General features: G+C 62.8%; 9 protein-coding genes. 4 read left to right on the top strand and 5 right to left on the bottom strand.

What is annotated here, in order from left to right; translation table 11 throughout:
• Window positions 1–3: 3 nt before the first annotated feature.
• From tssC to INT12_RS21755, 3 genes are all read right to left on the bottom strand, one after another.
• On the bottom strand, window positions 4–1,542 hold the full coding sequence (gene tssC, locus INT12_RS21765) for a type VI secretion system contractile sheath large subunit (protein ID WP_046487050.1): 1,539 nt from the start codon (window positions 1,540–1,542) through the stop codon (window positions 4–6).
• A gap of 33 nt (window positions 1,543–1,575) precedes the next feature.
• Window positions 1,576–2,079, bottom strand: coding sequence for a type VI secretion system contractile sheath small subunit (gene tssB / locus INT12_RS21760; protein ID WP_046487053.1), 504 nt, complete (start codon window positions 2,077–2,079; stop codon window positions 1,576–1,578).
• Between the two features lie 474 nt (window positions 2,080–2,553).
• A complete protein-coding gene (locus tag INT12_RS21755; protein WP_193040135.1) occupies window positions 2,554–4,182 on the bottom strand; it encodes a PvdJ/PvdD/PvdP-like protein in 1,629 nt (542 codons plus the stop codon).
• Window positions 4,183–4,324: 142 nt separating this feature from the next.
• On the opposite strand from INT12_RS21755, the gene pvdM reads away from it, so the two are divergent.
• Both pvdM and INT12_RS21745 read left to right on the top strand, forming a co-directional pair.
• Window positions 4,325–5,683 carry a pyoverdine-tailoring dipeptidase-like protein PvdM gene (gene pvdM, locus INT12_RS21750; protein ID WP_193040134.1) on the top strand — a complete coding sequence of 453 codons (1,359 nt, stop codon included), beginning with the start codon at window positions 4,325–4,327 and terminating at the stop codon, window positions 5,681–5,683.
• A gap of 76 nt (window positions 5,684–5,759) precedes the next feature.
• Window positions 5,760–6,626 (top strand): formylglycine-generating enzyme family protein, encoded by an 867-nt coding sequence (locus tag INT12_RS21745; protein ID WP_193040133.1) that lies wholly within the window; start codon window positions 5,760–5,762, stop codon window positions 6,624–6,626.
• A gap of 208 nt (window positions 6,627–6,834) precedes the next feature.
• On the opposite strand, the gene INT12_RS21740 is transcribed toward INT12_RS21745, so the two are convergent.
• Window positions 6,835–7,662: a N(5)-hydroxyornithine transformylase PvdF gene (locus INT12_RS21740; protein ID WP_193040132.1), complete on the bottom strand. Its 828-nt coding sequence runs from the start codon at window positions 7,660–7,662 to the stop codon at window positions 6,835–6,837.
• A gap of 199 nt (window positions 7,663–7,861) precedes the next feature.
• Between INT12_RS21740 and INT12_RS21735 the strand changes: the two genes are divergently transcribed.
• The gene (locus tag INT12_RS21735) at window positions 7,862–9,514 is read left to right on the top strand and encodes a cyclic peptide export ABC transporter (protein ID WP_193040131.1); all 1,653 of its coding nucleotides are present in this window, start codon (window positions 7,862–7,864) and stop codon (window positions 9,512–9,514) included.
• 109 nt (window positions 9,515–9,623) lie between these two features.
• Window positions 9,624–12,056: a TonB-dependent siderophore receptor gene (locus INT12_RS21730; RefSeq protein ID WP_193040130.1), complete on the top strand. Its 2,433-nt coding sequence runs from the start codon at window positions 9,624–9,626 to the stop codon at window positions 12,054–12,056.
• Between the two features lie 164 nt (window positions 12,057–12,220).
• Here INT12_RS21730 and INT12_RS21725 read toward each other — a convergent pair whose 3' ends face one another.
• A complete protein-coding gene (locus tag INT12_RS21725) occupies window positions 12,221–22,708 on the bottom strand; it encodes a non-ribosomal peptide synthetase (RefSeq protein ID WP_193059011.1) in 10,488 nt (3,495 codons plus the stop codon).
• Window positions 22,709–22,710: the final 2 nt, after the last annotated feature.

Raw genomic sequence — 22,710 nt, 5'->3', positions numbered from 1 at the left:
GAATCAGGCTTTGGCCTTGGGCATCTGCGAAACCAGCGACAAGTTCACGTCCATGCCCTCGACCTGGAAGTGCGGCACGGCATACAACTTGACGCGGAAGAAACCGGGGTTGTCCTCGATGTCTTCCACCGTGACCTTCGCCTCCCGCAGCGGGTGTGAGGCCTGCAAGTCATCGCCCGGATCAGTCATCTCGGTGACCAGCCCGCCGATCCACTTGTTCAACTCCAGTTCCAGCAAACGCCGGTCCTTGGTGGTGCCAATGTTTTCGCGCTGGATCAGCTTCAGATAGTGAGCAATGCGTGACAGCAGAAAAATGTATGGCAGACGTGCGTTGATTCGACTGTTCGCGGTGGCGTCGGCCGTGTCGTACAGCGCCGGCTTTTGCGCGGAGTTGGCCGAGAAGAAACACGCATAGTCGCGGTTCTTGTAGTACGAGAGCGGAATGAAACCGAGGTTGGCGAACTCGAACTCACGGGTTTCCGGAATCATCACTTCGGAAGGGATCTTGACCTGATTGCCGGTGCCCAAGTCATACAAATGGATAGGCAGTTCAGTGACCGCACCACCCGACTGCGGCCCACGTATCTGCACGCACCAACCGTTGCTGATGAAGCTTTTGACCATGTTCGCGGCAAAGGCAAACGATGCGTTGGTCCACAGGTACTTGTGGTGATCCGGCCCTTTGACATTCTCGACGTAATTGAAGCTGCGCACGGGAACGGTGTCGGGCCCGTAGGGCAAGCGCCCCAGGACCCGCGGCATGGTCAGGCCGATGTAACGCGCGTCGTCACTGTCACGGAATGACTTCCACTTGATGTATTCGGCACGATCAAAATAGTTGCCGATGTCCTTGATTGCGGCCACCTCCTCCATGGTTTCCTTGCCGAAAAACGCTGGGCCTACAGCCCCCACAAACGGCATGTGCGCGGCGGCGGCGACTTTGGAAATATTGCGCAGCAGCGCGATGTCCTGAGGCCTGCGATCGAATTCGTAGTTTGAAATAGCCGCCGCAATCGGCTCGCCCCCCGGTGTGTCGTACTCCTGCGTGTAGGTATGCAGGTACAAGCCGCTCTGGGCAATTTCAGGCGCGTCCTCGAAGTCTTGCACCAGGTGGTCCTTGCTGACATCCAATAGTTCTATGCGAACGTTCTGACGGAAATCCGTCTGATCAATCAGCGATTTCACACCGCGCCAGGTTGACTCGACGCGCTGGAAGTCCGGATGGTGCATGACCGCATCGAGTTGACGGCCAATCTGCCGGTCCAACGAAGCAATATGCTCATCCAACAGGACTTTATCCAAACGCTCGATTTTTTGCGGCGATTGCTTAAGCAACTTTAAAAACACACTGACCGCTGCCGTCACCCGCTCATCGGCGGACACCTCGGACAGCGCATCCGAGTTCTGGAAGATATCAATACCGGCCAATTCAGCAACAGGACTTAAATTGATCTTGTTAAACAGCGCAGCATAAACACCCGCAGACTCTTCAGACAACACTGTAGCGCCGCGCGCTTGCACGTTGGAATGTTCTAAGGACATGATTTAACTTCCCTTTTAAATTACCGCTATGAATTAACGCTCTTCTTCAGGCGCCAAGGCAGCCAACTCAGCGCGCAGTTCGTCACTGAGCGCGTCATCCTTGAGGATGCGCTCCAACTCATGGCGGAAGGTCACGTTGTCCAGCAGATTCGATTTGAGATCACGCAACAGGTTGCGCATCGCCAATAACGCACGCAGTTGTGGAATCTGCCGTGCGACCTGCTCAGGCTCGAAGTCCTTCATGCACCGGAAATTCAGTTCGACAGCGGTGTCGGACGCATCGTCGTCCAAGGTGTTGTCGACAGCCAGCTTCAGACCCGGCGAGAACTCGCCCAGGACGCTGTCAAAGTTGTTCTTATTGATATCAACCTTGCCACGCTCGGAGAGCGGACGCTGTTCTTTACCGTTACTGTAGTCCCCCAGCACCATCAGTTTCAAAGGTAACTCAACCTTTTTCTGCGCACCGCCGGTATGCAGGTCGAGCTTGATATTAACCCTGGCCTTGGGCACTTCATTTTGAAAGCTGCTTAGCGTCATCGTTTCATTCCGTGAGTTATCCAACAGCATTGATCTGCGGTCAGATGGAAATTAAAACCGGAATCCAATCAACTTAAATTCCCTTTCCGGAAACCAAAGCGCTACATGGCGCATGGCGTCCGCTTGCTCACTAGAATGAAGTATCACTGCGGGAACTTACCAGCCCCCGGATCACGGACGGGAACTTTCCATTGCGCATCAGGGATATTTCCCACAAAGCACAAAGATTATCTTTCTTGCAAAGATTATTGAAGATTTAAACCACAGACAGGGACCTCGCTGTCGGATATTTCTTAACCGTGGCGACGCCCAATAAAAGATCAGTAGAAATATACCAACCCATATGAATTTCTTTCAACATCTTCCATTGTTTATAGTACTAAAACCTATAAAAAACACCCACGTGCCGACCAGAAGATAAACCATCTCCGTCTCAGCTTTACATCATAAACATTGAACTCCAGCAAAAAACGCCTACACCTCGCGCGCCTTGACCTTCAAATGCCGCGCATACCATGGCCGCTTCGGCACCCGTTTGAACAAACCCTGCAGCGCTTCGTCTTGCGCAGCAAACGTAATTCGCAGAGCGAGCTTCATGATCTCTGGGTCCATCTCCATCGAACGCCCCCTCTGCAAGCCTGGCGTGGTGCTGCAGCCATGGGTATCCGGGCCCAGCCACGGGTCGCCGACTTCAACCCAACGCCCCGGCGCGAACCATGCCACGCCGTTGACCTCCAGGCGGCTGACCTGGCCGGGATGGAAGCGCTCATGGGCGCGGAACCAGTCTTCGATGCGGTCGTCGATCCAGCCATGGAAGTGCCAGAACACCGGGTTGACGTGGGAGGAAAACGGATCGCCAAGAAAGTCGTTCTCGGGCGCATACCAACGCGCGGCAAAGTCTGCCGGGTCGCGGGCGAAGGGCACGGGGGCGCCGTTGGAGGGGTCGCGGGGCACCGAGGCCCAGCGCATGTGCAGCCAGTCATGCAGGCCCAGTTCCATTTCGGAGCCGAGCTGGCCCAGGGTCAATTTGGCCAGGTATCGCGGGTCGCGGTATTGGGATTCCCAGACCTGGAAGTTGCTGTGGTAGGTCTCGGCGGCTTTGATATCGCTGACCCATTGGGTGTAGTCGCCGTCGTCCGGCGCCAGCCAGGTGGGTGGCAGGGCAAAGCCGTCATGGTTGTCGAAGTAGCGCAGGAAGCCCTGGCGATCACGTTCCAGGGCCGGTTGCGGTTCGGGGAAGGCGGACCACGACGGCAAGTCTTGCATCGCACGTGCGGTGCCGAGCATATGCCGATGCATGAAGAAGAAGTCGATGCCCGAGCCGTTGCGATCCTTGAGCTTGCCCCGTGCGTCGCGCTCCTTGCCCCGTGGGCCGGGCTGCCAGCCGATGCCACGCAAGGCGTCGCGTTTTTCCTCGGAGAGCTTGTGCCATTGGTCGCGCGTGGCGTGCCACAGTTGGTGGAACAGGCGGTGCTCGGGGGAAATCAGCCAGGCCAGCAGCGAAGGGTTGAGACCGATGCGTTGGCGGGCTTCGGGAAACGGCTGTTTGTGGGCAACAAAGCGATTATCCGGCGCGGTCAGCGCCAGGGGGCGGTCGAGGTCGAGGATCTGCCCGCTGAGGGTGCCGCTGCCGGCGTTGCCGAAGATGCCCCAGACTTCATCGACGGTCATGCTGAATTCATAGGCCGGCGCGCCGTCGGCTGCATCACGGTCGATCAGCCGCCAATAGAGCTCGGTGCCCTCGCCCGCGAGCAAGTCACCCAACACGCGATAACGGGGTTCGCCATCGCCGCGCAGGTGCTCGGCCGTGTCGAGATAACCACGCAAACCACGCCCACGCGGCGCGACATCGAGCAGCAACGCCAGGCCCCGCGCGGGCAAACCCTTGAGGCCGGCATCGCGGCCTTCAAGCCGCAGGTTCCACACCCCGCGCAACGTGTTCGCCAGGTGCTGGCCGGCGGTATCGGCAAGATCCACCGTGGCTTCGCCGGGGGTGATGGGGAATTCTTCACGCGTCCACTCGCGATGGGCATATAAGGCCGCCGGCACGGCGGCGCCAGTCAGCGCCAGGCCTGCGATGAACCCACGTCGAGAGATCGTCATTGTCTACCTTAGGAAACGGCGTTATCAGAGCTAGAACGTTTACTCGCGCGGGAAATTTACCGCGCCGTCGCCGAGGCCTAAATTTCCGCGCTCATCGCTCGTTCTTCCCAGATAGCAAAGGCCTCAACTGACTGAGACGGCAATGACAAAACCACGTTCGAAAAAGGCGCTGTTTATCGGCCTGGCATTGGCCATCGGCGCCGGGGCCGGTTTCCTGGCCTGGGATCATTGGTTCCGAGGCAATGCCGGCTACCCGCTGGCGGTGATCAAGCAGGCCAACGACCTGCAGGAGCGCCTGTTGTCGTTCGACAGCCATATCACCGTGCCGCTGGATTTCGGCACCGCCGGCAATGAGGCCGACCACGACGGCAGCGGCCAGTTCGACCTGGCCAAGGCGCGTCGCGGGCGATTGTCCGGGGCGGCGCTGACGGTTTTCGGCTGGCCGGAAATCTGGAACGGCGCCAATGCTCCCCACAGGCCCGGCGACGGCTTTGTCGAGGAAGCCCGCCACGAGCAGGAGGTGCGCTACAAAATCATCTCCGGCATGGTGCGCGACTTCCCCAACGAAGTGGGCATCGCCTACACCCCGGATGACTTCCGGCGCCTGCATGGCGAAGGCAAATTCGCGATCTTTATCAGCATGCTCAACGCCTACCCGCTGGGCAGCGACCTGAACCAACTGGACCTGTGGACAGCACGCGGCATGCGTATGTTCGGCTTCAGCTATATCGGCAATAACGCCTGGTCCGACTCGTCGCGGCCACTGCCATTTTTCAATGACTCCACCGACGCTCTCGACGGCCTCTCGGACATCGGCCAGCAAGCGGTACACCGCCTCAATGACCTGGGGGTGATCATTGATGTGTCGCAAATGTCGACCAAGGCCCTGGAACAGGTTGCGCAGTTGAGCCGCACGCCACTGGTGGCCTCCCACTCGGCGCCACGCGCGGCGGTGGATATCCCGCGCAACCTCAGTGACAAGGAACTGCAACTGATCAAGCGCAGCGGCGGCGTGGTACAGATCGTGGCCTTCTCCGCCTACCTGCGCCCGCTGAGCCAGCCGACCCAGGACAAGCTCAACACCCTGCGCGCCCGCTTCGACCTGCCACCCCTGCCCAACCTGGCCGTGGCCCTGATGCCGGGCGACGCAATCATCGCCGCCTGGCCCGAGCACACGTTCGGCGAGTACGCCAGCGCGCTGTACGCGATCCTCGATGACGAACCCAAGGCCACCCTCAAGGACCTGGGCGATGCCATCGACTACACCGTGCGCAAGATCGGCATCGACCATGTCGGCCTGGCGTCGGACTTCAACGACGGCGGCGGTATCGACGGCTGGAACAACGTCGGCGAAATCCGCAACGTCACCGCCGAGCTGATCCAGCGCGGCTACTCCGAAGCCGACATCGCCAAGCTGTGGGGCGGCAACTTTCTGCGGGTGTGGGAACAGGTACAAAAAGCCGCCAGGCCCTTGGCCAACCGCTCATCACCCTCGACGTAAGCCCGCGAGCACAACATGACCGTGCTGAGCCAGCGGTGGCGACGCACGCCCTTTGCCCTTTGAACGAGAGGCCCACATGACGCCATCCGCCCCCCTGACCGCTTTGGCCCTCACCGCCCTGTGCGCAGCGCTGCTGCCCAACCTGGCCGAGGCCGCCACGCCGCAACCCGGCAAAGTGTTCAAGGACTGCAAGGACTGCCCGGAAATGGTCGTGCTGCCCGCCGGCACTTTCACCATGGGCACGCCCGACGATGAGGTCGGCCGCGAGCCGGACGAAGGCCCGATGCATGCCGTGACCTTCGCCAAGCCGTTCGCCATGAGCCGCTTCCAGATCACCGCTGGCGAGTGGGACAGCTATATCCGCCAGACCGGGGTCAAGATCGCCGACGGCGATACCCGCCCCGGCCGCGAATGCATCGCCAGCAAGCCGCGCTACCCCCAGAGCCCGCGTCAGCCGGCAGTGTGCATGGACATGGACGACATCAAACACTACGTGGCCTGGCTGTCGAAAAAGACCGGGCAGCCGTACCACATGGTCAGCGAAGCCCAGCGCGAATACGCCGCGCGCGCCGGCTCCAGCGGCCCCTTCCCGTTTCCGTTCGACGAGGGCAAGGGTTACAGCATTGCCGAACATGCCAACACTTACGGTCCGGCGGATGGCTACAGTTTTTCCTCGCCGGCCGGCAGCTACCCGCCGAACGCATTCGGCATGTACGACATGCACGGCAACGTCTACGAGCGCGTGGCCGACTGCGAACACCCCAACTACGTCGGCGCACCGACCGACGGCAGCGCCTGGGTGGAACCGAACTGCGAGAGCTACCAGATCCGTGGCAATGACTGGGGCGAAGCGCCAGTGTTCTCGCGCTCGGGCAATCGCAACAACATCTACCCGCAGACACGCGGGGACTGGATCGGTTTTCGGGTAGTGCGAGACCTGTAACAACAAATCCCCTCACTGCACCTACTGCACCTACTGCACCTACTGCACCCGCTGCACCCACTGCATCCGCTGCACCCGCTGCACCCACCGCACCCACTGTAGGAGCGAGCTTGCTCGCGAAGCCCCCGAGTACGCCGCGTTTATCCAGGATAAACGCGTTATCGTTGGCGATTTTCGCGGGCAAGCCCGCTCCTACAGGGGGCGTGCGTCAGCCCTGCCGAGCCAACCGTTCCAAACCTTCATGCAACGCCGGAAACAGGCTGTTGTTGAAGTTGTTCCAGCGCAATTCGAGGATGGTGTCGTCCGGGGAAATCTCGGTCTTGAGCACGTCGTGGAACACTTCACCGGAGTCGATGCCGTTGTCCACGTAGTGGAACGACGCACCGGTCAGGTACAGCGGCTCGCACGGCTGCGTCTCCTTGGTCGTCCAATCCACCACCGCCTGGCCACGGGCACCGTACAAGGCGTTCCAGGTAGCGTAGGCGCCCCGGCGCTCGTAGGGCGATTCGATACGGGTAATGCCCGGGTGAATGTTCATGATCCGCCGCGCAAATGGCGCACCCGGGCGCACCAGCTCATCGAGGATCACCAACAGGCCGTCCAGCACCACGATATCGGCCTTCAGCTCCACCAGCGTGTCGCGCAGGCGGCGTTCGAAATCCTGCTTGCCGGCGACGTGTTGCGCGCTGCCACGCGGCAGGCGGCGGTAGGTGGACGGCACGCTCAGCAGCAAATCGTTGACCAGACGCCCCTGCACCCGCAGGTCCGCCGGGTACAGCCACTGGCGGCCCGGCGCATAGGCAAAGCCATAGTCGGCGACCAATTGCCGGTCACGCGGGTTTTGCTCGTCGTCGTCATACACCACGCCCACCAGGTTATAGGCCTCGCCCAGCGACGTATCGTTGAGCGAGCCCACCAGAAACTCCAGCACCGACTTCATGTAGCGCTCGTGGTCCTTATAGGCCACTGGCTGCCCGGCCTTGTCGGCGGCGGCATTTCTCAGGGACCACACATACACCAGGTTCTTTTTCGTCATTGGTTCGCTCTCACTGGATAGATCCGGCACGCGACCCTACGCGTGCGCCTACCCAACAAGAACGAACCAGGCAGCGGGCAATTTATCCGCCACCGCCACCGCCGGGCACGCCGCGCTAAATACTCGCGCCGACGCTTCGTTTGTCATGGGTAAGGGTCTGTGTGCCCAGCCCCCTCCATTCACTTTCCGGGAAGTACCTATGACCGACCCCAAGCGCGGCGCCTTCAGCGGTTTGCTCGCATTGCTCAGGCCCTTTCGCGCCATCGTGAGCGTCTCCGTCGCCCTGGGCATGGCCGGTGGCCTGGCCATCACGCTGCTGCTGGCGACTATCAATAATGCGCTGCACTCCTCCGCCGGGATGACCCAGGGGGTGATTCTGACGTTTGCTGCGCTGTGTGTACTGGCGCTGGTCAGTTCGATCATTTCCGATATCGGCACCAATTACGTCGGCCAACGGATCATTGCCGCCCTGCGCAAGGACCTCGGCGAAAAGGTGCTGTCGGCGCCGATCGGGCAGATCGAGGGTTATCGCTCCCACCGGCTGATCCCGGTACTGACCCACGACGTCGACACCATCAGCGATTTCTCCTTCGCGTTCACACCGCTGGCCATTGCGGCCACAGTGACCCTGGGTTGCCTGGGCTACCTGGCCTACCTGTCGGTACCGATGTTCCTGATGATGGTGGTCGCCATCGTGATCGGCAGTGCCGTGCAGTTCATCGCCGGCGGCAAAGGCATCCAGGGCTTCGACCTGGCGCGCAGCCACGAGGATGAGCTGCAGCGTTACTACAACGCCATTGCCTCCGGCGCCAAGGAACTGCGCATGCACCGGCCCCGGCGCTTTCGCATGAACACCCAGCGCATTCAGGAAACCGCGGACCGCATCGCCGACATCCAGGTGCGTTCCGTGAACATCTACATCCTTGCCAAGACCTTTGGCTCGATGCTGTTCTTCGTGGTGATCGGCCTGGCCCTGGCGATGCAGGCCTATAACCCCAACCCCGACCCTAGCGTGATCACCGGTTTCGTCCTGGTGCTGCTGTACATGAAAGGCCCGCTGGAACACCTGCTCGGCTACCTGCCGGTGGTGGGCAAGGCGAAGATTGCATTTGGTCGTATCAGTGAGCTGTCACAGCGCTTCTCCTCGCCGGAACCGCACCTGCTGATGGATGACAGCGAAGCCCCGCAACCGGTGGTCAACAGCCTGGAATTGCGCGGTGTGCGCTACAGCCCGCCGGCAGTGGCAGGCAGCGAACCGTTCCACCTGGGGCCGATCGACCTGAACATCGCCCAGGGCGATATCGTGTTCATCGTCGGCGAAAACGGCAGCGGCAAGACCACCCTGATCAAGCTGCTGCTGGGGTTGTACCCACCGCAGGCCGGGGAAATCCTGCTCAACGGCAACGCTGTGAGCGACCCCGAGCGCGACGACTATCGCCAACTGTTCACCACGGTGTTCGCCGATTACTACCTGTTCGATGACCTGGTCCAGGGCAGCGCCGCCCAGTCACTCGACAGCGCGACAAAATACCTGGAACGCCTGGAGATCGCCCACAAGGTCAGCGTCAAGGACGGCGTGTTCAGCACCACCGATCTGTCCACCGGCCAACGCAAGCGCCTGGCGCTGGTCAACGCCTGGCTGGAAGAACGCCCGGTGCTGGTGTTCGACGAGTGGGCCGCCGACCAGGACCCGGCCTTCCGCCGGATCTTCTATACCGAGCTGCTGCCGGACCTCAAGCGCCTGGGCAAGACCATCATCGTGATCAGTCACGACGACCGCTATTTCGATATCGCCGACCAATTGGTGCGCCTGCGCGCCGGCCAGGTCGTGCGCGAAATGACGCCGGCGTGAATTTTCTTTTCCGGTTTCCCGGGATAGGAACGTCTCACTAGTGGTAATGAGAACCAGACTCAATAAACACTTATAATTGCCCACTTAAAACATAGAAGAGAAAACACCCATGCCAGCACGACTCGGTCTCAGCCCACTGAGCAAAGCGCTATCCATGCGTCGGGCCCTGAACATCAACCTCCTGCCGAACGCCCTGGCCCTGGCCATATCACTGCCGGTGGCCGGCTATGTGCAGGCACAAGAGATCGAGTTGGACATTCCCGCGCAGCCGCTGGGGAGCGCGCTGCAGGCCTTCGGTCATCAGGCCAACATGCAGGTGCTCTACAGCCCGACCGACGTGCAAGGCAAGAACAGCACCGCCGTCAAAGGCAAACTGGACCCGCAACAGGCGATCAATACCCTGCTGTCAGGAACGTCGACCACCCACAGCCTCAATGGCAATTCGCTGACCGTCACCGCCGCCGGTACCTCCGCCGGGCTGGAACTGAGCCCGACCCAGGTGACCGCCAACCAACTGGGCAACGTGACCGAAAACACCGGTTCCTATACCCCAGGCTACATCGCCACCTCGACCCGCCTGGTGCTGACGCCCAAGGAGACGCCGCAGTCGGTGACCGTCATCACCCGCCAGCACATGGACGACTTCGGCCTGAACAACGTTGACGACGTGATGCGCCACACGCCGGGCATCACCGTCTCGGCCTTCGATACCGAGCGCAGCAACTACTACGCCCGTGGTTTCTCCATCAACAACTTCCAGTACGACGGCATTCCGTCCACTGCGCGCAACGTGGCCTATTCAGCGGGTAACACCCTGAGCGACATGGCGATCTATGACCGGGTCGAAGTACTCAAGGGCGCCACAGGCCTGCTCACTGGCGCAGGCTCCCTGGGTGCGACCATCAACCTTGTGCGCAAAAAGCCCACCGCAGAGTTCCAGGGCCACGCCAGCGTGGGTGCCGGCTCCTGGGACAACTACCGCAGCGAGCTGGATGTGAGCGGCCCGCTGACCGAAACCGGGAATGTCCGGGGTCGGGCGGTGGCAGCTTACCAGGACAAGCATTCCTTCATGGACCGCTATGAGCGCCAAAGCCCGGTCTACTACGGCATCATGGAATTCGACCTGTCCCCGGACACCATGCTGACCGTGGGTGGCGACTACCAGGACAGCCTGCCAAAAGGCTCGTCCTGGTCCGGCAGCTTCCCGCTGATCGACGCCCAGGGTAATCGCAACAAGGTGAAGCGCTCGTTCAACAACGCCGCCGACTGGAGCAGCTGGGAGCAGTACACCCGCACCCTATTCGCCATAGTCGAGCACGACCTCGGCGATGGCTGGGTCACCAAGCTGCAACTGGACCACAAGATCAACGGCTACCACGCGAAGATGGGCTCGATCCAGGGCAGCACTCCCAACCTGGACGGCACTTCGCAGCTGACATCGGGCAAGTACACCGGCGAAACCGTCAGCGACTCCGCCGACCTATATGTGAGCGGCCCGTTCAGCCTGGGTGGCCGCGAGCATGAGCTGGTCCTCGGCGGCTCCATCAGTTCTTCCGAGTGGAACGGCAATGGCTACTGGAACCTCGCCCCCAACCTGGTGAACTTCCACAACTGGCACGGCAACGCGACCGAACCGGATTGGGGCACACCGCAGTCGAAGATCGACGACACCGTGCGCCAGACCGGCGCGTACATGACCACCCGCCTGAACCTCGCCGACGACCTCAAGCTGCTGCTCGGCGGCCGCGTGGTCGACTACACCGTCACCGGCAACAACCCGACCTACAAGGAAACCGGACGGTTCGTGCCGTATGCCGGTGTGGTCTACGACCTGAACGACACGTACTCGGTCTACGCCAGCTACACCGATATCTTCATGCCGCAGGAAAGCTACAACCGCGACCGCAACAACAAGCTGGTCGAGCCGGATGAAGGCCAGAACTGGGAACTGGGCGTCAAGGCAGACTTCCTGGACGGTCGTGTAAACGCCAGCGCCGCCTACTTCGAGATCCACGAAACCAACCGTTCCGTGTCCGACGACGAATACAACAACCGCACGCCGACACCGTCGAACTACGCGTTCAAGGGCACCAAGGCCGTGACCAAGGGTTACGAAGTCGAAATGTCGGGCGAACTGGCACCGGGCTGGCAGCTCCAGGGTGGCTATACCCACAAGGTTGTGCGCGACGACAACGACATCAAGATCTCGACCTTCGAGCCGGAAGATCAGGTCAGCGTCTACACCTCGTACAAGTTCAAGGGCAACCTCGACAAGCTGACCGTCGGCGGCGGCGCTCGCTGGCAGAGTGTTGGCTGGCAGGACATCTACAACAGCCCGAAAGGCGGCTACGAGGAGTTTTCCCAGGAGTCCTACTGGCTGGTGGACCTGATGACCCGCTACCAGTTCACCAAGAACGTGTCGGCAACGTTGAACGTCAACAACATCTTCGATAAGACCTACTACACCAACATCGGCTTCTATAACTCTGCCGCCTACGGCGAGCCACGCAACTTCATGCTCAGCACCCGCTGGGACTTCTAAGACCTGCTCGTAGCCGCCCTGGCGGCTACTGAGGGTTCCAACCCTAACGCCCCGTGCATTCATTGCCCGGGGCGTTTTTGCAGGGGCCGGTCGTTGAACCCCACCCCACGAAAAAGCCCCCGGTCACCATCAGTGGCCGGGGGCTTGTTCGTTCAGGCCCGGTGTTACGCCATCGCGTCGGCGAAGCTGCGCACGAACGCGGCGTTGTCGATCAACCGATCATGACTGGTCTCGATCAGCACCGAACGTTCAATCCGGGACTGGCCGGCGACCTCCAGCATGCTCGCCTCAATCAACCGATGATGCACACCCGTGCGGCTCAAGGTCGCCCACCAGCAACTGATCGGCGCCTTGATCGCCTTGAAATCGGCATCATGCAGGCGCTGGCCCAGCATGCGGTCGACCTCCCACGAGATTTGCGCCTCATGGCCGCTGAGCAACTCTTCCTTGAGTTCATGGAAGCGCTCACCCAGCACATCCCCAGCCCACTGGTTGAACCCGGCCCATTGCTCATCGTCGCCGTCAACCGTGGCCTGCTGGCCCGACCACTTGGCATGGATCTGCGCCGTGAACTCAGGGAACATCGCGCCCAACAATTCCACGCGCCGGTCATTGGCGGATATTTCGCGCTCATCGACCATCACCGCCGTGTCCCAGAAGGGCTTGACCCACTGGGGTGGCGATGCGTCGATCCAGCCCACGCACTCCACTTCCCGCCCAGCCTGCTCCAGGCCATGGGCAACTTCCATCGCCAGGTTGCCGCCCAGGGACCAGCCCGCCAGACGGAAGGCCCCCTCCGGCTGCGCCGTCAACAATTGCGCGGTGTAGTCCTCGACCATCTCGTGCCAGGCCGGCACTTCACTGCCCTCCTCGGCCAACGCCCGGCAGATCACGCCCATTACCGGCCGCTGCTCGCGCAACGCCAGGGCAATGGCCTTGTAGCAATGCACCGAACCATAGCTGGGGTGAAACAGGTACAACGGTGTGCCACGGGTCTGGCTGTTCAACCTGACGATCAACGAGTTGCCGGCCTGACCATTAACACAGGCGACCTGCCCCGCAACCGTCGGGTTGAGCATCAGCTGACTCACCGAAAGCTCCACGCCGGTAGCCTTGCGGATACGCTCCTTGAGCATCAACACCAGCAACGAGTGCCCGCCCAGCTCGAAGAAGTTGTCCTCCACCCCCACCTGTTCAAGGCCCAGGACCTCGCGCCAGGCGAGCACAACGGTGTGCTCCAGCGGGTTGCTCGGCGCAACGAAGTGCCGCTGATGCACGCTGGCGTCCGGTGCCGGCAGGGCCTTGCGGTCTAACTTGCCGTTGGGGCTCAAGGGCATGCGGTCCAGCACGACCCATTGCGCAGGCACCATGTAGTCGGGCAAATGCGCCAGCAAGTGATGACTCAGGGCATCACGCCAGGCGGCGGCCGGGTCGTGCAACACCAGGTAGCCCACCAGATGCTTGCCATCCTGAACTTGCACCGATGCTTCACGCACCTGCGGATGCTCCAGCAGGCGCGCTTCGATTTCGCCCAGCTCGATCCGCAAACCACGCAACTTGACCTGATGATCCAGGCGCCCCAGGTATTCAATCACGCCATCCCTGCGCTGACGGACCCGGTCCCCGGTACGATACAACCGCGCGCCAGGCTGGAACGGGCACGGCACAAAGCGCTCGGCGGTCAGGCCGGGACGGCGATGGTAACTGCGCGCCAGCCCGACACCGCCCAGGTACAACTCACCGGCAACACCCGCCGCAACCGGCTGCAACTGCGCATCCAGCACATGGGTGCGCAGGTTGGCGATCGGCTGGCCAATCGGCACGCTGTCGCGGTTTTCATCGACACACGTCCAATGGGTCACATCAATGGCCGCCTCGGTCGGGCCGTACAGGTTGAACAGCCCGGCCTTGGGCAGTTTGGCGAACACCTGTTGCTGGGCGTCCACCGGCAGGGCTTCGCCGCTGCAAATGATGCGTTGCAGGCCCTGGCAACTGCCGGCCTGCGAGTCCTGGAGGAACGCCTGCAACATTGAGGGCACGAAGTGCAAAGTGGTGACCTGGTGTCGATTGATCAACGTCACCAGGCGCGACGGCTCTCGATGATCACCCGGAGCCGCCATGACCAACCGTGCGCCGCTCATCAACGGCCAGAAGAACTCCCAGACCGACACGTCAAAACTGAACGGCGTCTTTTGCAGCACCGTATCACTGGCATCCAGTGCATACGCTTGTTGCATCCACAGCAATCGGTTGGTCAATGCACAGTGGCGGTTACCGGCGCCCTTCGGCTGCCCGGTGGAACCGGAGGTGTAGATGACATAAGCGAGGTTTTCGGCCTCGACGGCGACCTCGGGATTGAAGGTGGCAAACCCTGCCAGCCAGCTGTCACCCTGCTCCACTACCAGGCACTGTACGCAGTCACCGATGGGCAACGACGCTACCAGATGCGCCTGCGTCAACAGCAGTTGCACCCCACTGTCCTGCAGCATGTAGGCCAGGCGCTCGCGCGGGTATTCCGGGTCCAGCGGCACATAGGCGCCGCCAGCCTTGAGCACGGCCAGAAGCGCCACCACCATCTCCACCGAACGCTCCATCGCCACGCCCACCAGCAGGTCTGGCCCGACACCGGCCTGTATCAGGCGGTGCGCCAGGCGGTTGGCACGAGCATTCAGTTGGGCGTAAGTGAGCACTTCGCAATCAAACAGCAATGCCTGGGCATCCGGCGTGCGTTCGGCTTGCGCTTCGATCAACTGCTGCACGCTCTGCTGCAACGGGTAATCCTGCGCCGTGTCGTTCCACTGCTCGACCATCACCTGCTGCTCCAGACGCTCCAGCATCGGCAACTGGGTGACCCGCTGATTCGGATCGCCGAGCATGCCCTGCAACAGGTTCTGCCAATGGCGGGCCATGCGCTTGGGTGTCGCGGCGTCGAACAGATCGGTGGCGTAGGTCAGGGTCGCCCACAGCCCTTCGGCGGTCTCCTGGGTGTCCAGGCTCAAGTCGAACTGCGCGGTCTGCGCGCCCCACTCCAACCCTTCAACCCTCAGGTCGGCAAGCTGCTGGCCGCTGTTGGCCAGGCGCGCTTCGCTCTGGTGATTGAACAACACCTGGAACAACGGGTTATGGCTCAGGCTGCGCTCGGGTTGCAGCGCCTCGACCAATTGTTCGAAGGGCAGGTCCTGATGGCTCTGGGCATCCAGGGCCCGCCGCTTGGCCTGCTGCAACAATTGGGTGACGGTCAGTTGAGCATCGATATCGGCCTTGAGCACCTGGGTATTGACGAAGAACCCCACCAGCCGCTCGGTTTCGACCCGGCTGCGGTTGGCGATCGGCACACCGACGCGAATATCCTGCTGGCCGCTGTAACGGTGCAACAGGGTCTGGAACGACGCCAGCAGTACCATGAACAACGTGACCCCCTCACGCTGCGCCAGGGCCTTGAGCCCCGTCACCAGCGCCGGGTCCAGGACGACATCCAGGCTCGCCCCGCGATAGCTCTGCACCGAAGGTCGCGGCCGCTCGGCGGGCAGTTCCAGCACCGGCTGTTCACCGCCCAGCAGCGTTTGCCAGTAAGCCAATTGACGCTCGCGCTCCCCGCCCGCCATCCAGTCGCGCTGCCACTGGGCATAGTCGGCGTATTGAATCGGCAGCGCCGGCAGTTGCTGCTCCTGGCCTTGGCTGTAGGCCGCGTACAGTTGCACCAGCTCGTCGACCATCACCTGCATCGACCAGCCATCGCAGACGATGTGATGCTGCACCAGCACCAGCACATGTTCGTCGTCAGCCAGGCGCAGCAGGGTCACCCGCAGCAGCGGGCCTTGTTGCAGGTCAAACGGTCGCGCGATCTCGGCTTGCACCAGGCGCTGCACATCCGCTTCGTCGGCGTCGGCATGCAGGATCTCTACGGCACCCGCATCACGGATCATTTGCCGGGCGCGGCCTGCGTCCTGGTACACCTGGGTGCGCAGGCTTTCATGGCGCGCCACCAGCGTTTCGAAACTGCGTTGCAGCGCGGCCTGGTCCAGCCAGCCACGCAGGCGCAGGGTGCTGGGGATGTGGTACGCGGCGCTCTGGGGGTCCAGTTGCCAGAGGAACCACTGGCGCTCCTGGGCATAAGACAATGCCAACGGCTGCTGGCGACTGACGGGCAGAATCGCCGGCGCACTGTCCGTCTCGGCTGCCGAACGCTGCAGCGTCTCGACAAAACCCTGCAACCGCGGGTGTTCAAACAGGGTTCTGAGGGGAACTTCCCGGCCCAGCAACTGGCGCAGACGGGAGATGACCTGCATCGCCAGCAACGAGTGCCCCCCCGATTCAAAGAAGTGGTCGGCCAGGCCAACCCGTTCCAGGCCCAGGATTTCACCCCAGATCGCCGCCACGTCCTGCTCCAGCTCGCTCTGTGGCGCCACATACACCTGCTGCATCTGGCTCACATCAGGACGCGGCAGGCCCTTGCGATCGAGCTTGCCATTGGGGGTGAGCGGCATGCGCTCCAGGAACATAAGGTGCGAGGGCACCATGTAGTCCGGCAGGCGGGTTTTCAGGGCGCGGCGCAGGTTTTCACGGCAGGTGGACTGGGCCACCGCATCGTCCATCAGCACCGGATCCAGTGGCACCACATAGGCCACCAACTGCTTACCGTTCGGGCCTTCCTGGGCCACCACCACGGTTTCGCCGACGCTGTCCTGCTCGCGCAGACGCGCTTCGATCTCGCCCAGCTCGATACGAAAACCGCGGATCTTCACCTGGTGATCGACACGGCCGAGGTAATCCACCACGCCATCCGGGCGGCCACGGGTCAGGTCGCCGCTGCGGTACACGCGGCTGCCGGGTTTGCCGAACGGGTCGGGGACGAAGCGTTCGGCGGTGAGTGCCGGACGTTCCAGATAACCACGCGCCACGCCCTCACCGCCCAGGTACAGCTCGCCAGCGACGCCGATGGGTTGCAGGTTGAGTTGGGCGTCGAGGATGTAGCCGCTGCGGTTGCCCAACAGCGTGCCGATCGGTGCGTACACGGCGCCGCAGGGATCGCCCTTGTGTGCTTTCCACAACAACGGCGTAACCACAGTTTCGGTCGGGCCGTAGCCGTTGAACAGATAAGTGGGTTTCAGCGCACGCCAGGCCAGGTCGTAGCTCGCTTGCGCCACCGCGTCACCGCCAAAGCAATACACGCGCACCTTCGGCGGATTACCGTCGCGCTCGGCATGCTCGGCCAGTTGTTGCAGGTACACCGGCGGGAACACGGCCATGGTCACGTTGTGACGGTGCATTTGCGCGTAGGTGTATTCCGGCAGCCACAGGCTGTCATCGCGGATCAGCACGCTGGCGCCGTTGATCAGCGGGTGCATCCAGCCTTCGTGGGAGCCGTCGAAAGCGAAGGACATGAAGTGCAATTCGCAATCGGCCGGGCCGGTTTCGTAGCGTTCGCCGGTGGCGATGATATGCGCCACCAGCGGACCGTGGGCCACCGCCACGCCTTTCGGCATGCCCGTAGAGCCCGAGGTGTAGATCACGGAGGCGAGGTTGTCGCCGTCCAGAGCTACCGACGGCACAGTGTCGCTGAAGCCGCTCCAGGCTTCGGTGCAGTCGATAGCGAGCGTATCCAGGCCTTCGGCAATCGGCAGTTGCTGCTGCACGGCGGTATGGGTCAGCAGCAGCTTGGCGCGGCTGTCCTGCATCATGTACAGCAGGCGGTCGCGTGGGTACTCGATATCCAGCGGCACGTAAACGCCGCCAGCTTTCAGCACCGCAAGGAACGCCACCATGATCTCCGCACTGCGCGGCATGGCAATCGCCACGCGCACTTCCGGGCCGACACCCCGGGCGATCAACGCGTGGGCCAACTGGTTGGCCTGGCGGTCCAGCTCGCCGTAGGTCAGGGTTTGTGCGTCAAACTTGATCGCGATTGCCTGCGGGTTTTCCCGCGCACGCTCGGCCACCAACTCGTGTACCAGGCGCTGGGCCGGGAAGCCGGCGTCGGATTGATTCCACAACTGCAGGATGTGCCGCTGTTCATCCTCATCCAGCAGGTTCAACTGGCCGAGGGTCTGCTGCGGATCGGCGACCATCGCCTGCAACAGGTTCTGCCAATGCCGCGCCATACGTTGCACGGTCGAGGCTTCGAACAGGTCCTGGGCATACCCCAATGTGGCCCAGATACCTTCGGTGGATTCTTGAATATCCAGGTCCAGATCGAAATGCGCGGTCCGGCTTTCCCACTCCAGCCCTTCTACCCGCAGCGTCGGCAATTGGTGCTGGACCTGGGCCTGGCCGACGTCGGTCTGGTGGTTGAACATCACTTGGAACAACGGGTTGTGGCTCAGGCTGCGCTCGGGTTGCAACGCCTCCACCAATTGCTCGAACGGCAGGTCCTGATGGGCCTGCGCCTCCAGCGCCCGTTGCCGGGTCTGCTGCACCACCTGCGCGACGCTCATCTGCCCGTGAATGTCGGCCTTGAGTACCTGGGTGTTGACGAAAAAGCCGATCAGGCGCTCGGTTTCACTGCGGTTGCGGTTGGCGATCGGCACGCCGACGCGGATGTCTTCCTGGCCGCTGTAGCGGTGCAGCAAGGTCTGGAACGAAGCCAGCAACAGCATGAACAGGGTCACGCCCTGTTGCTGGGCCAGGGCCTTGAGGTCGCGGGCGAGCGCGGGCGCCAGTTCGATCGGCAGGCGTGCGCCACGGTGGCTTTGCACCGCCGGGCGCGGGTGGTCGAACGGCAGCTCCAGCACGCTCTGCTCACCGCCGAGCCGGTCGCGCCAGTAGTTCAGTTGGCGATCCTTCTCGCCCGCCTCCATCCAGCGGCGCTGCCACACGGCGTAATCGGCGTACTGGAGCGGCAGCGCCGGCAATACCAGGGTCTGACCCTGGCTGTAAGCCGCGTAGTGCTGCACCAGTTCCTCGACCATCAGTTGCATCGACCAGCCATCGGAGACGATGTGATGCTGCACCAGCACCAGCACATGCTCATCGGCGGCCAGGCGCAGCAGGCAGACGCGCAGCAACGGCCCTTGTTGCAGGTCGAAGGGCTGGGCGATCTCGGCTTCTACCCGGGCCTTCAGCGCAGCTTCATCGACATCGGCGCATGCGATGTGCAACGACACCTGCGGTTCAATCACTTGAACCGTGCGCTCGCGCTCCTGGCGCAGGGAGGTGCGCAGGCTTTCATGACGGGCCAGCAAGGCGTCGAAACTGCGCTGCAACGCCGCGCGGTCAAGCTGGCCTTTCAGGCGCAGCGCGCTGGGGATGTGGTACGCCGCGCTGTGCGGCTCCAACTGCCAGAGAAACCACTGGCGCTCCTGGGCATACGACAGCGGCAACGGCTGGTCGCGCCCGGCCGGCAGCAGGGCCGGGGCTTTCGGGGCGGCGGGATCGGAGGTCGTCAAGGCAGCGACAAAGCCTGCCAGACGCGGCTGCTCGAACAGCGTCTTGAGCGGGACTTCCAGGTCCAGGGCCTGGCGAATGCGCGAGACCACTTGCATGGCCAGCAGGGAATGCCCGCCCAGTTCAAAGAAATGATGGGCCAGGCCGACACGCTCGACGCCAAGGATATCGGCCCAGATCGCCGCGATCTGTTGCTGCAGCGGCGTGACCGGTGCCAACCATGCCTGCTGTGCCGAGCCGCCGACGGGTGTCGGCAGGGCCTGGCGGTCGAGCTTGCCGTTGGGGTTCAAGGGCATGCGCTCGAGGAAGATCAGGTGCGCCGGCACCATGTAATCGGGCAGTTGCTCGCGCAAGGTGGCCTTGAGCTGTTCGGCGGCGCTCACCTGCTCCGGCTCGGACAATGGCTGCGTCGCCACCAGATAGGCCACCAACTGATTGTCGGCGGCCAGCACGAAGGCCTCACGGACGGCATCCTGGGCCAGCAGCAGCGCCTCGATTTCACCCAGCTCGATACGGAACCCACGGATCTTCACCTGGTGATCGACGCGGCCGACGTATTCGATCACCCCGTCGGCGCGATAACGCGCCACGTCGCCGGTGCGATAAAGACGCTCGCCCAGGCGGCCGAACGGGTCGGCGACAAAGCGCTCGGCGGTCAGGCCCGGGCGTTGCAGGTAAGCACGCGCCAAGCCGCTGGCACTGGCGATGTAGAGTTCGCCCACGGCGCCGACCGGCAACAGGTTGAGGTCGCCGTCCAGCACATACAACGCCCGCCCCGGCAACGCGCGGCCAATCGGGCTGGCGCTGCCGCTGATCACCCCATCGTCGGCGCTGCAATCGAGCACGCTGGACACCACCGTGGCCTCGGTGGGCCCGTAGGTGTTGAGCAGCCGCACATGCCCCAGCCCGGCCCGGCGCCACATCGCCGGGCCGTCCAGGGGCATGGCTTCGCCGCCGATATGCACCTGGCGCAAGGCCCCGTAAGACCGTGGGCCCGCCGCCAGGCAATCGTGCAGGAACAGTTTCCAGTAAGCCGTCGGCAAGTCGGCCAGGGTGATGCCCTGATCGATGATCTGCCGGTACAGGTCGGCGCCGTCCCACAACTGCGGGCCGCGCAACACCACGGTGGCGCCCAGGGTCAGCGCCGGGTACAGCTGCTCGACGAAGCCATCGAAGTTCAAGGTGGCGAACTGCAGCACCCGATCCTGTGGGACCAGGCGCGAGTAGTCGGCCGCGATGCCGGCGAACTCACTCAGCGCCGCGTGGCTGATGGCAACGCCCTTGGGTTTGCCGGTGGAGCCCGAGGTGTAGATCACGTAGGCCAGGCTCTGCGGCTCGACGTCGAGCGTCGGAGCGTGTTCGGCATACGGCGCCAACGTCGCGTGGGCCAGGTCGATATCCAGGCAGGTCAACGACCCGGCCAACGGCAGGCGCTCACGCAGGTGAGACTGAGTCAACACCAGGCGCACGCCACTGTCCTCGATCATATGCACCAGGCGCTCGCGCGGATACTCAGGGTCAAGCGGCACGTAGGCACCGCCCGCCTTGAGCACCGCCAACAGGCTGACCACCATGGCAAAGGAACGCTCGACGGCGATACCGACCAGGCCGTCCGGGCCGATCCCCTGGTCGATCAGGTAGTGCGCCAGACGATTGGCCTGGCGGTTCAGTTCGCCATAGCTGAGCGTCTGGTCATCCAGGGCCAGCGCCTGGCGTTCAGGATGCTGGCGGGCCTGGGCCTCGAACCGGTGGTGTACGGCTTGTGCGACGGCGACGCTGGCCGGCGCGTTCCAATCCTGGAGCATCGTCTGCTGCTGCGCACGGTCGAGCATCGGCAGCGCGCTAAGACGGCTGCGCGGCGCACTCACCAGCGCCTGGAGCAGGTTTTGCCAATGTTGCGCAAAGCGCTCGATGGTCGCCGCCTCGAACAGGTCGGTGGCATAGGTCAGCGCGGCCCACAGGCCTTCAGCGGATTCATGGGTGTCCAGGCTCAGGTCGAAATGGGTGGTCTGGTTGTCCCAGTCCAGTTCCGTCACGCGCAGGCCGGGCAGGTGCTGGCCGTCACCGCTGGCCTGGGTGTCGGTCTGGTGGTTGAACATCACCTGGAACAACGGGTTGTGGCTCAGGCTGCGTTCGGGCTGCAACGCCACCACCAACTGTTCGAACGGCAGGTCCTGGTGCGCCTGGGCTTCCAGGGAACGACGCTTGGTCTGCTGCAACAGTTCGGCAAACGTCATCTGCCCGTCGAGGTCGGCCTTGAGCACCTGGGTGTTGACGAAAAAGCCAATCAGCCGCTCGGTTTCGACGCGGTTGCGGTTGGCATTCGGCACGCCGATGCGAATATCCGCTTGGCCGCTGTAGCGAAACAGCAGGGTCTGGAACGACGCCAGCAGGAGCATGAACGGCGTCACACCTTCTTGCTGCGCCAGGCGCTTGAGGCCCGTCACCAGGTCCGCCGGCAGCTGCACCTGCAGGCTCGCGCCGCGATGGCTTTGCTGCGCGGGGCGCGGGTGATCGAGGGGCAATTCCAGCACGGGTTGCTCACCGCCCAGCAGGTCCTGCCAGTACGCCAACTGGCGGGCCCTCTCCCCGGCCTCCATCCAGTTGCGTTGCCACAGCGCGTAGTCGGCGTACTGGATCGGCAGGCCCGGCAGGCTAAGGTCCTGGCCCTGACTGTAGGCGGCATACAACTGCACCAGTTCCTGGACCATCACTTGCATCGACCAGCCATCGGAAACGATGTGGTGCTGCACCATCACCAGCACATGCTCATCTTCCGCCAGTTGCAACAGGGTCACGCGCAACAGCGGCCCTTGTTGCAGATCGAACGGGCGGGCGACCTCGGCTTCGACCCGCGCCATCAGTTGCGCCTCGTGAACAACCTCCTGCCGGATCTCGACACGCGCCTCGGGCTCGATGGCTTGCGACAGTTGCTCACCGTCCTGGATCAGCCGGGTGCGCAGGCTCTCGTGGCGCGCCAGCAGGCTGTCGAAGCTGCGCTGCAACGCCGCCAGGTCCAGGCGCCCCTGCAAGCGCAATGCGCCGGGGATGTGGTAGGTGGCGCTGTCCGGGTCCAACTGCCACAGGAACCACTGGCGTTCCTGGGCATAGGACAGCGGCAGGCGTTGGCCGTCCTCGCGGATCGAGGCAATCGGCAGTTGGGCGAAGCTCATGCCACGGCTTTGCAGGCGCTGGTAAAACTGCTGGCGCTGTTCCAGCGGCAGGCGAAGAAAGCGCGAAACCAGATCGATATTAGGGTTGGAACGCATGG

This window comes from Pseudomonas sp. K8, from assembly GCF_014889455.1.
GTDB lineage: Bacteria > Pseudomonadota > Gammaproteobacteria > Pseudomonadales > Pseudomonadaceae > Aquipseudomonas > Aquipseudomonas veronii.
The sequence above is the reverse complement of the archived record's forward strand: the minus strand, read 5'-3'. Positions and strand labels throughout refer to the sequence as shown.

What these genes read in the sequence shown, in the direction of transcription:
- INT12_RS21755 (WP_193040135.1), bottom strand. Translation starts at nt 4,182, where the DNA reads ATGACGATCTCTCGACGTGGGTTCATCGCAGGCCTGGCGCTGACTGGC.
- INT12_RS21740 (WP_193040132.1), bottom strand. Translation starts at nt 7,662, where the DNA reads ATGACGAAAAAGAACCTGGTGTATGTGTGGTCCCTGAGAAATGCCGCC.
- INT12_RS21730 (WP_193040130.1), top strand. Translation starts at nt 9,624, where the DNA reads ATGCCAGCACGACTCGGTCTCAGCCCACTGAGCAAAGCGCTATCCATG.
- INT12_RS21725 (WP_193059011.1), bottom strand. Translation starts at nt 22,708, where the DNA reads ATGCGTTCCAACCCTAATATCGATCTGGTTTCGCGCTTTCTTCGCCTG.
- tssC (WP_046487050.1), bottom strand. Translation starts at nt 1,542, where the DNA reads ATGTCCTTAGAACATTCCAACGTGCAAGCGCGCGGCGCTACAGTGTTG.
- INT12_RS21735 (WP_193040131.1), top strand. Translation starts at nt 7,862, where the DNA reads ATGACCGACCCCAAGCGCGGCGCCTTCAGCGGTTTGCTCGCATTGCTC.
- tssB (WP_046487053.1), bottom strand. Translation starts at nt 2,079, where the DNA reads ATGACGCTAAGCAGCTTTCAAAATGAAGTGCCCAAGGCCAGGGTTAAT.
- pvdM (WP_193040134.1), top strand. Translation starts at nt 4,325, where the DNA reads ATGACAAAACCACGTTCGAAAAAGGCGCTGTTTATCGGCCTGGCATTG.
- INT12_RS21745 (WP_193040133.1), top strand. Translation starts at nt 5,760, where the DNA reads ATGACGCCATCCGCCCCCCTGACCGCTTTGGCCCTCACCGCCCTGTGC.